This is a genomic window from Lentihominibacter faecis, assembly GCF_014306095.1.
GTDB lineage: Bacteria > Bacillota > Clostridia > Peptostreptococcales > Anaerovoracaceae > Lentihominibacter > Lentihominibacter faecis.
The window spans coordinates 1-9,161 of sequence record NZ_JACRWC010000055.1 but is presented as its reverse complement, the minus strand read 5'-3'; the positions used below and the strand labels follow the sequence as shown (position 1 = coordinate 9,161).

The 9,161-nt window shown below is 49.9% G+C and carries 9 protein-coding genes; all 9 read right to left on the bottom strand.

The genetic code is table 11. From position 1 onward, the window contains the following. Nucleotides 1–154: CNNM domain-containing protein (locus tag H8876_RS04285; protein ID WP_249286674.1), on the bottom strand; the 154-nt coding region annotated here is incomplete at its 3' end. A gap of 134 nt (nt 155–288) precedes the next feature. Continuing rightward, on the bottom strand, nt 289–1,527 hold the full coding sequence (locus H8876_RS04280; RefSeq protein ID WP_249286673.1) for a peptidase U32 family protein: 1,239 nt from the start codon (nt 1,525–1,527) through the stop codon (nt 289–291). Nucleotides 1,528–1,529: 2 nt separating this feature from the next. Beyond that, the gene (locus H8876_RS04275; protein ID WP_249286672.1) at nt 1,530–2,219 is read right to left on the bottom strand and encodes an O-methyltransferase; all 690 of its coding nucleotides are present in this window, start codon (nt 2,217–2,219) and stop codon (nt 1,530–1,532) included. 1 nt (nt 2,220) lies between these two features. After that, a complete protein-coding gene (gene mltG / locus H8876_RS04270; RefSeq protein WP_249286671.1) occupies nt 2,221–3,279 on the bottom strand; it encodes an endolytic transglycosylase MltG in 1,059 nt (352 codons plus the stop codon). Between the two features lie 77 nt (nt 3,280–3,356). Then, on the bottom strand, nt 3,357–3,917 hold the full coding sequence (efp, locus tag H8876_RS04265) for an elongation factor P (RefSeq protein ID WP_177264583.1): 561 nt from the start codon (nt 3,915–3,917) through the stop codon (nt 3,357–3,359). Between the two features lie 24 nt (nt 3,918–3,941). Next, nucleotides 3,942–4,637 (bottom strand): M24 family metallopeptidase, encoded by a 696-nt coding sequence (locus tag H8876_RS04260; RefSeq protein WP_249286670.1) that lies wholly within the window; start codon nt 4,635–4,637, stop codon nt 3,942–3,944. After that, nucleotides 4,637–4,993 carry a YlbF/YmcA family competence regulator gene (locus tag H8876_RS04255; RefSeq protein ID WP_177264581.1) on the bottom strand — a complete coding sequence of 119 codons (357 nt, stop codon included), beginning with the start codon at nt 4,991–4,993 and terminating at the stop codon, nt 4,637–4,639. Before H8876_RS04255 ends, H8876_RS04260 begins: the two co-directional genes overlap by 1 nt. A gap of 14 nt (nt 4,994–5,007) precedes the next feature. Beyond that, nucleotides 5,008–7,005: a ribonuclease J gene (locus H8876_RS04250; RefSeq protein WP_249286669.1), complete on the bottom strand. Its 1,998-nt coding sequence runs from the start codon at nt 7,003–7,005 to the stop codon at nt 5,008–5,010. 36 nt (nt 7,006–7,041) lie between these two features. Beyond that, nucleotides 7,042–9,161, bottom strand: a 2,120-nt coding sequence (leuS, locus tag H8876_RS04245) for a leucine--tRNA ligase (RefSeq protein ID WP_249286668.1), incomplete at its 5' end; no start/stop codon positions are given.

Below are 9,161 nucleotides of genomic sequence, written 5' to 3'. Positions count from 1 at the left end.
TCGGAGATGTGTATAAGAGACAGGCCTTTTTGTTTCCCTCCTGTGCCAACGACCGTACCCGGTTCTTGTTCACCGATACGATGGCGATCTCGGCCGCTGCGAAATACGCATTGACCAGAATCAGTACGAGTAATAAAATCAGTTGACCCCACATGGGCCCAGCATCAGATGACATTTTTTTCTCCTTTCTCATCCAGCAATAAAATAATTAAATTATGTAAACCGCAGACCTGCCCGTCATTTCCCGCCTGCTTCCTGCAAAGCCTCCGGTTACAGTCTTCTCTTCGGTCAGCAATCCGCCTGACCTTTTCGCTTCCTTAAAATAAAGTTCTCTGCTACCGGCTCCTTCATCCGGATCTGTACGATCTGCTGCGGGTGCGGAGCCGATTCGATATCATTTCCTTCTTCATCCTGCATAAAATCCAGCGTCTGGCTGAAAAAGTCACGACCAGGTCCGAACACCTCGATCTCATCACCGATCACCATCTTGTTGCGCTGCTCTACCACAGCGATACCTGTACCGGCATCATAGCTTTTCACCATACCGATAAAGCTGTAGTCACGCGTATAAGCGCTGGTCTGATAGTTCTGGTCTTCATTGGTCGGCTTGTTGAAATAAAAACCGGTTGTGAATTCCCGGTGACTTGCTTTCGTCATATCCTCGTACCACGCCGGATCCATTTCAAAATGCTCCGGATCAGCATAGTATGCATCGATTGCCTTGCGATATGCACTTACCACAGTCGCCACGTAGAACACGCTCTTCATCCGTCCCTCGATCTTGGCAGAAGAAACCCCTGCTTCGATCAGCTCAGGCAGATGCTCCAGCATGCACAGATCCTTAGAGTTCAAAATATAAGTCCCCCGATCGTCTTCCTCCACAGGATAATATTCTCCCGGACGCTGCTCCTCTACCAGCTTATATTTCCAGCGGCACGGATGAGCGCACTGCCCCCGGTTAGCATCTCTGTCGATCATAAAATTGCTTAAGAGACACCGTCCCGAATAGGAAATGCACATGGCTCCGTGGATAAAGGATTCCAGTTCCATCTCCTCCGGGATGCTTTCCCTGATCTTGCGGATTTCATCTATAGTAAGCTCCCGCGCCATCACCAGCCGTTTCACGCCCTGGGCATGCCAGAACTGAGCCGTCACGTAATTCGTCATATTGGCCTGGGTCGAAAGATGCAGTTCCGCCTCCGGCATAGCTTCTTTTATCAAAGTGATCACGCCCGGATCCGACACGATGAACGCATCAACAGGAATATGGCGGATCTTCGCAAGGTAAGCACGAAGCGGTTCGATGTCTTCGTTGTGCGCGAAGATGTTCATAGCCATATGGCAGCGGACACCTTTGCTGTGAGCGTACGCTACACCTTCCTCAATTTCCTCAATGGAAAGGTTTCCGGCTCCCGCCCGAAGGCTGAACATTTCTCCACCGAAGTAGACCGCATCTGCACCGTAGTCTACTGCGATTTTCAGTTTTTCCAGATCTCCCGCAGGAGCAAGTAATTCTATCTTATTCATAGTTATGAGTTTTTTCCCTTGTCGATCACGCTGATCGATACACCGTCGCCTACCGGCAGGATACAAGTATCCGCATACGGCAGATCCGTGATATATTGTATGAATTCCCGCATTTTGCGGATGCTGGTCTTGTACTTTTTCCCCGGATCGTATTCATCCGAAGCCGTCATGCCCTTCATCAGCACGTTATCGCAGATGATCATGGCTTCATCATTGCAAAGCGGCATCGCCAGATCCCAGAACGCCTTGTAATGGCTCTTTGCAGCATCGATAAACACTACATCGAAGCCTCCCTCCGGATCGTCCTTTGCAGCCTCTTCCGCCTCTTCTGCCAGCTTTACGAGCACCTCCCTGGCATCCCCGGAAAGCACCGTGACACGGTCTGAAAATCCCATGTTTTCTATGTTGTTTCTGGCGATCTCAAACGCCTGCGGGCTGGATTCGATGGTCACCACCCGGCAGTCGCAGCCTTCTGCAAAACAGCATGCGGAGTACCCTACAGCTGCCCCGATCTCCAGAATCTTTTTGGGTTTTTTGATCCGCAGAAGATTCAAAAGAAGCCCTTCTGTATCTCGCAGGATGATGGGTACATGCTGCGCCTCTGCAAAAGCCCTCAACTCCTGCAGATCCTTGTTTTCATTCTTGTAAAAGGTATTGATAAACGCTGTGATTATGTCGTTTGTTATATTCATATTAGTACCATTTGTTCTCCGAAACAGCCTTCTCGTGCTCTGCCAGCGTCCTGGAATAGATCACGGTCCCATCCTCCTTGGCAAAGAAGTAATAATAATCGCTCTTCTCGTAGTTGAGAACGTCATCCATGGTGTCCGCAGACGGCGAGCAGACCGGTCCAACCGGCAGTCCCGTGTTTTTATATGTGTTGTATTTGGAATCCACCTGCAGGTCTTTATTCGTCACCGCTACGCGTTTTTCCTGCAAAGCGTACAGCACGGTGATGTCGCTCTGCAGCGGCATATTTTTATTCAAACGGTTGATAAAGACACCGGCGATTTTCGGGCGATCCTTCTTGAAGAGAGATTCGTTCTCTACCACAGAAGAAAGCGTCAGAAACTGATGCACAGTCATGTCCATTTTTTTGATATCTGATTTTCTCTTGGTCAGGACCTTGTCCGTATGGTCCAGCATCATGGTTGTGACTTCCTCGATGCTCGGATCTTCGCTGGTGACAAAATACGTTTCCGGATACAGATACCCTTCCAGTGGATACATGATACCGTCCGCCAGGATCTCATCTGTCAAAAACCAGTATTTGTTGATCAGCTTGTTCAGATAGGTCTTGTCTGCCCATGCCGCCAGGATCTCGTCTTTCGTAAACGGCAGCTCCTTGGCCATCGCCTCTGCTGCCTGCGGGACCGTAGCCCCTTCAACTACTGTGAACTGCTGCCTGGAAACGTAGTCAAAATCGCCCTCGTTGATGGCTTTCATCATTTCCGGCAGGGACATGGATTTGCTGAAAACATAGGTATTGGCCTGCAAAGAATCATACCCGCCGATTCTGGCGTGGATTTTGGCGCAAAGGGTGTTTCTCACCAGTCCCTTCTCATCCAGGATCTTGACTATAGCTGCCGCTCCGCTGCCTTGCGGGATCGTAACGGACACGTCTTTATCGCTTTTGCTGTCAACTGCACCGATCCCCGTCAGATAAAAGAACATCCCGGCAGTCAGCAGGACTACGACGATCCCGATGATGATCAGAAGGGTTTTCAGTTTGCTGCTAAAAATCTTTGACATCTAGTACCTCTTTCTGTGGTGTTTTGCATCATTTTCAAAGAGGGGACGATGACGTCCCCTCTTTGCAGAATTCTTCCTTATTTGGATCTTCCGAGATATTCGCCTGTTCTCGTATCGATCTTGATGATCTCGCCTTCTTCGATGAAGATCGGAACCTGGATCACTGCACCGGTTTCTACCGTAGCAGCCTTTGTTACGTTAGTAGCTGTATCGCCTTTAACGCCCGGTTCTGTCTCGATCACCTTCAGGTCTACGAAGTTCGGAGCTTCCACCTGGAACGCATTGCCCTGGTAGAACTTGATCGTAGCTTCATCGTTTTCTCTCAGATACTTCATCGCATCTTCTACCTGGTCGAATGTAAGAGGAATCTGATCGTAAGTTTCTTCATCCATGAAATAGTACAGTTCGCCGTCGTTATATAAGTACTGCATCGTCTTTGTCTCGATGTGTGCTTTCGGGAACTTGGCATCCGGGTTGAAGGATTCTTCCTTTATAGCGCCGGTCAGGATGTTCTTGTGCTTCGTTCTTACGAACGCAGCGCCCTTACCCGGCTTAACGTGCTGGAAATCCAGAACTACATGCGGATCCCCGTCAATTTCAAATGTCATACCTTTTCTAAAATCACCTGCATAAATCATAAACTTCTCGACCTCTCTTTATATTTAAATTATAATCAAACTCTTTTGAGATTTTACAGCATTTATTATACCAAATTCTGTGATGATTGCCAAGTCCTCAATGCGAACTCCGAACTTGTCTGGAATATAGATGCCCGGTTCCACCGTGACAGGCATGTATTCTTCCAGCACTTCCTCACTCTTCGGATTCAGAGTAGGCGCTTCATGCACCTCTGTCCCGACACCGTGTCCTGTGCCGTGGATATAGTAATTGCCGTATCCAGCTTCCTTGATGATGTCTCTGCTTGCCGCATCTACATCACTGCACCTTACACCTGCTTTGCATGCTGCAAGGCCTGCCATCTGGGAATGAAGAACGATATCGTAAACCTTGATCTGTTCTTCGCTCAGATGTCCGATCCCGATGGTACGGGTCATATCACCGCAGTAGCCGTCCACGACAGCACCGAAATCCATAGTCACGAAATCGCCGTCTTCGATCACTTTATCGCTAGGTTCTCCGTGGGGCTGAGTCGTGTTGACGCCGGACACACAGATCGTCGGGAAGGACAGTCCTTCCGCGCCATAACCAAGCAGCGTTTTCTCGATTTCATCCGCTACCATTTTTTCCGTCATCCCCGGTTCGATAAACTGCAGGATATGGGTGAAGCACATATCTCCCATGGTCGCAGCCTTGAGGATCTTCATCAGCTCATCCGGTGTTTTCACCATGTTCGCCATTATTTGTCGCCTCCTATCATCTGGTCGATACCCAGATCGGAAACTTCGGCCAGGATCTTATACACATCTGCCATCATCATGGAAAAACGCATCTGGCACTGCAGATACTGCGCCGCTGCCGGGTCCTGCATGAGGATACCGGAAAGCTGCTGCAGCTTGCCTAAAGCTTCCGGATCCATCGGCTGTCCCATAGCCTGGGCTGCCTGCATCTCAAACTGCTGCTTGAGAAAATCGTTCAGCGCTTTTTCCAGTTCCGGATTGCCTTCGATATCCTTCTTTCTGGCCTGAAACTGCTTGTATTCTTCGGACTCCTTTACTGCTGTTGCCAGCGAATGAGCCTGGTCATATACATTCATAAATATGCTCCTTTCTACACTTCCAGGAAGATCGGCAGGATCACCGGACTTCTCTTGGTCTTCGCATAAATGAATTTACGCAGACCTTCCCGAACAGCCGTCTTCATACCGTTCCAGTCCTTCATATCCTTTGCAATACATTCTTCCAGGATCTCTTCTGCCTTGCGGCAGGCTTCATCGATCAAATCTTCATTCTCACGTACATAGACAAATCCGCGGGAAATGATATCCGGTCCCGATGCGATCCGGTTGGAATACCGGTCGATCGCTGCTACCAGAATGATCAGACCCGACTCCGACAGCAGTCTTCTGTCGCGGAGAACGATGTTTCCTACGTCTCCTACGCCCAGTCCGTCTACCATGATACCTTCCGCTTCTGCGACCTTTTCTGTCTTCACTGCATTATCTTCAGAAACAGTCAGACAGTCTCCGTTGCTGAGAAGGAATACGTTATCCTTCGGCATGCCCAGCGTGTGAGCCAGATCTGCGTGGGTCTGCAAATGGCGGTACTCGCCATGGACCGGCATGAAGAATTTCGGCCGGATCAGGGAATGCATCAGCTTCAGTTCTTCCTGGCAGGCATGCCCGGACACATGGATATCCGCGATGTCTGAATAGATCACTTCTGCACCCTTTTCCACCAGCTTGTTGACTACATTGGCCACCGTCAGCTCGTTGCCCGGTACCGGAGAAGACGAGAGAATGACTCTGTCACCTCTCTTGATCTTGATGGCTTTATGCTCCGAGGACGCCATCCTTGCCAGTGCTGACATAGGCTCGCCCTGGCTTCCTGTGGTGATGATGACCATTTCTTTGTCCGGAACGTTCTTTGCCTTATTGAGATCCACCAGCATATTGGACGGTATCTTCATGTATCCCAGTTCCGTTGCAAGCTCTACCACATTGACCATGCTCCTGCCGGAAACGGCCACCTTGCGACCGCATTCTTTTGCAAGATCCACGATCTTCTGTATCCTGTGGACGTTGGATGAGAACGTGGCTATGATGATACGACTATTGCAGCCGCGGAAAATATTCCCCAGCGTCTTGCCGACTACACGCTCCGATGCCGTATATCCCTGACGCAGCACGTTGGTGCTGTCCGCCATCATCAGAAGCACTCCTTCTGATCCGATCTGCGCCAGTCTGGCGAAGTCGATCGGATCTCCATCCACCGGCGTATAGTCGATCTTGAAATCCCCTGTATGGAAGATTTTTCCTGCCGGTGTCGTTATGGAAAGGCATATGGAGTCCGCGATGGAGTGAGTGATCCGCAAAGCTTCCACCGAGAAATGCTTTCCCAGTTTGAAGGTCTGTCCGGCTTTCACCGTATGCATCCTCGCCTTCATGCCGTGTTCTTTTAACTTGTTTTCGATCAGCCCCAGCGGGAATCTGGTGCCGTAGATCGGTACGTTGATCACCTTTAACAGATACGGAACACCACCGATGTGGTCTTCATGTCCGTGAGTAATGATCAGTCCCTTGATCTTCTTGCTGTTTTTTTCCAGATATGAAAAATCCGGAATTACTTTATCGATCCCGAACATATCGTCATCCGGGAAAGACAGCCCGCAGTCAACGATGATGATCTCATCCTCGTATTCCAGCGCTGTCATGTTCTTTCCGATTTCGTGAAGTCCGCCCAGCGGGATGATCTTCACCGCCGGCGCAGCTTTCTTCCGTCTCCCTCTGGAAGCTGCGCCTCTTGCACCGGCACTGCCGGCCGCCTTGCTCGTTCTGCCGGCTGTTTTGACAGCCTCAGCTGCCTTGCCGGAAGCGGATTTGCCGGGAGCTGCCTTGCCTGCCCCGGATCTGCCCGCATGATTCTTTGCAGAAGAACCAGATCTGGCAGAAGCAGTCTTTCGGTTCGTGCCCTGCTTTCCACCACCTGTTCTATTCCCTGCCGAAGCCTTTCGTCCGGTATTCTTCTGGCCGGAGCCGCTGCGGGAAGAAGTGTTCTTTCCCGCAGGCTTTGCAGGTTTCCTTGATGTCATTTTCGTTTCTTCGCTCATAATGTCCTTCCTAAAGTCGTCCAGGAAAAGGGTACACTATTTTACCACGATGTTGATCAGCTTGCCCGGTACGGCAATGACTTTCACAACATTCTTACCTTCGATCAGCCCTTTTACCTTTTCGTTTTCCATAGCGGTCTTCTCCATTTCTTCTCTGGAAAGTCCGCCTGCAATATCTAATTTCTCTTTGATTTTTCCGTTTACCTGCACAACGATCTCTACAGTATCTTTTACAAGGGCTTTTTCATCGTATTCCGGCCAGTTCTGATCGTGAACGGATCCTTCGTATCCCAGGTGCTCCCACATTTCTTCCGTTACGTGCGGTACGAACGGCGCCAGCATGATGATCAGATCTTTGATGGCTGCTCCGAACAGACCCGGATTTACCGTGCCTTCCTTATAGCGGTACATTTCGTTGACAAGTTCCATGATCGTACTGATGGCTGTGTTGAAATTGAACCGTTCGCCGATATCGTCTGATACCTTCTTGATGGCATAGTTGAGCCAGTACGCCATGTTCTTATCAGCGTCGCCGCTGATTTCATAGCTTTCCGGCACCTCGCTGTAGTTCTGCGAGAAATCATATACCATCCGGTATACTCTGTTGATGAATCTGAAGCTTCCTTCTACGCCTTTATCCGACCAGTCCAGCTCACGTTCCGGCGGTGCCGCAAACAGGATGAACAGTCTTGCCGTATCTGCACCGTACTTGTCGATGATCTCCGCAGGGCTGACAACATTGCCCAGGGATTTACTCATCTTGGCACCGTCTTTGATGACCATGCCCTGCGTCAGCAGATTCTTAAAAGGCTCTTCCGTGCTTACCAGTCCCAGATCGTAAAGTGCCATCTGGAAAAATCTTGCGTACATCAGGTGAAGGATCGCATGTTCCACTCCGCCGATGTACTGGTCTACGTTCATCCAGTAATCTACTTTTTCTTTGCTGAACGGCGCTTCTGTATTCTTCGGATCGCAGTAGCGCAGGAAATACCAGGAGGAATCCAGGAACGTGTCCATGGTATCCAGTTCTCTTCTGGCAGGCTTGCCGCAGACCGGACATGTGGTGTTCACAAAGGTCTTGCTTGTTGCCAGCGGAGATTCGCCCTTGCCTGTGAACTGTACATCAGCAGGCAGCAGGACCGGCAGATTTTCTTCCTTCTCCGGAACCCATCCACAGTCGTCGCAGTGGATCATCGGGATCGGAGTTCCCCAGTATCTCTGTCTGGAGATGAGCCAGTCTCTCAGCTTGTAGTTGATGGACTTCTTGCCGATTTTCTTTTCTTCCAGGTAGTCGATGATCTTTTCGATGGCTTCCTTGTTGTTCATGCCGTTGAACATTTCGGAGTTGATCATCGTTCCTTCTGCCGCAAAGGCAGCTTTCAGGTCGTATACGTCAACTTCCGGATCATCGGAATCTACTACCGGGATGATCTCCAGGTCGAATTTCTTCGCAAAGTCAAAGTCTCTCTGGTCATGAGCCGGTACCGCCATGATCGCTCCGGTACCATAGTCCATGAGAACGTAATCAGAGATGAAGATCGGAACCTTTTTACCTGTCAGCGGATTGATCGCATAGCGACCGGTAAACTGTCCTGTCTTCTCGTTGGTCGTGGAGGTACGTTCGATGTCGCTCATATGCTGTACCTTATCAACATAAGCGTTGACAGGTTCTTCGTATTCGCTGCCCGCTACCAGCTCCTTCAGATAAGGATGCTCCGGTGCCATTACCATATACGTAACTCCATACAAGGTGTCCGGTCTCGTGGTGAAGACGTCAAGCCCCTTGTCAAAACCATCTATTTCAAAGGTCACTTCTGCGCCGATGCTCTTGCCGATCCAGTTTTTCTGCATCAGCTTGACCTTGTTCGGCCAGCCTGGCAGCTTTTCCAGATTGTCAAGAAGCCTTTCAGCGTAATCTGTGATCTTAAAATACCACTGTGATAGATCCTTCTTGCCTACCAGCGTCTTGCACCGTTCGCACTTGCCGTCAACGACCTGTTCGTTGGCCAGTACGGTCTGGCAGCTCGGACACCAGTTTACAGGATTCTCTTTTTTATATGCCAGTCCCTTTTTATAGAACTGGATGAAGATCCACTGCATCCACTTGTAGTAGTCGGGATGACAGGTGGCAACTTCTCTGTCCCAGTCATAGGAAA